At 38.5% G+C, this 1721-nt stretch carries 1 protein-coding gene; it reads left to right on the top strand.

Annotated elements, in window-relative coordinates:
* Window positions 1-300 precede the first annotated feature (300 nt).
* Entirely contained in the window at window positions 301-1422 is a 1122-nt protein-coding gene (locus tag WAE59_RS25765; protein WP_337858891.1) for a Fic family protein, read from the top strand.
* Window positions 1423-1721: the final 299 nt, after the last annotated feature.

Below are 1721 nucleotides of genomic sequence, written 5' to 3'. Positions count from 1 at the left end.
CTTACATCCCGGTTCCCAATCCCAAAGCCCACCTGATAGCTCTATTGGCATGTTCCGCAAGGGACAAGGCAATCTCCGCTGACTCAAAAATACCATCAATGCCCTATAGATAACCTGATCAGGAAAATAGTGATGTATCTTTTAATAAAGGTCAATTTGAAAATGATACTCGATTTAAACCTAACCTTAATTTTTCTATTTTTTAAGGCTGATTGATGTTGTCTAATCAATGATGAGGTAATATTCTAGGCTAACCTTAAAAATATTTGTTTTTGATGTTAGATAGCTTTATGTTTGAACATGCCATATCAAATCAATCCTGACAGAACTAAGCCCTGGAATGAACTTCCTGATCTTCCCATCTCTTCGGATCTGTATGAAGACCTTGAAATTTATAAACAATTGGGTAATTCCAAAGCTGCCCTCGCTCGATTACAAGGTAGAAGCATTGCCATACCAAATCAAGGGATGTTGGTTAATTCGATAAGCCTGCAGGAAGCAAAGGCCTCCAGTGCCATAGAGAACATTTTTACCACAGATGACGAATTATACAAGGCTTATAGCGAGGATCATGGAAGACAATTGGATGGCCCGGCTAAAGAAATTCTTAATTATAGAGAAGCTTTATGGTTGGGTTATCAGCATCTTGAAAATGAAGAACTGTTTGATACCGAATATTTCGTGAAAATGTATCGTGTGATCAGTCAGTTTGGTGATGGGATCAGGACCCCTGTCGCCCAGATTTACATCAAAGAAGGAGGAACTGGTCCAAATGCAGGGAAAGCATTCTATACACCGCCAAGAGGAAAAGGCGTTGTGGAAGCTAAAATGCGAAACCTGATAGATTTCCTTAATGATGATGTAAAGCATGGGCTCGACCCATTGTTGAAAATGGCTATCGGACATTTTCAGTTTGAGGCTATACATCCATTCAGAGATGGCAACGGTAGAACCGGCAGGGTCTTCAATATCCATTATTTGACAAAAAAGGGGCTGCTCGATTATCCGATTTTATTTTTGAGCAGGTATATTATGGAGCATAAGGAAGATTATTATGCTGGTTTGTCAGGTGTCACACAAAGAGGGAACTGGAAAACTTGGATTTTGTATATGCTGAAGGCAGTTGAAGTGACATCCAATATTACTTATCAAAAGATCAATGACATTATTATGGCTAAGGATGCGATTTTGGATGCGGTGATTGAAGATAGCAATTTCATCAGGCCAGAGTCCTTCGTTGATTTCCTGTTCACGCAACCTTTAACAAGGGTGAAGCATTTCGTAAATGCAGGTCTATATGCTGAAAATACAGCAAGGAAGTACTTAGATCATTTGACTGATATGGGAATTCTTGAAAAAAGAAAAATGCAAGGAAACAGTTACTACCTTAATCTGGAACTTTACAGGATTCTTTCGGAGTAGGAATTTTGAGGCGTTAATTTAATGATTTTACGTTGTCTTGTTTTCTTTTTTCGATTGCCATTTTAGACTATACCTCTATATTTAATCACCTTGTATCTGTGGGTTGTTTTTTTAAGCCTGATAGATAGACTCTTACTCTGTTTCTTCACGTAAAGTCATTGTTTAGTTTGCTGGCGTGGATATTTTTCCTACTTTTGCATCCCGCTTCGGAGGAAGAGAAACAGTGCAGGGAGCTAAAGAGAAGGTTGATTTGAAAGATTGTGAGATAGAAAGTGTCTCTTTTGGATTTTAGGTTTTGA

Source organism: Pedobacter sp. GR22-6, from assembly GCF_037402555.1.
In the GTDB taxonomy this organism is placed as follows: Bacteria; Bacteroidota; Bacteroidia; order Sphingobacteriales; family Sphingobacteriaceae; genus Pedobacter.
The sequence above is the reverse complement of the archived record's forward strand: the minus strand, read 5'-3'. Positions and strand labels throughout refer to the sequence as shown.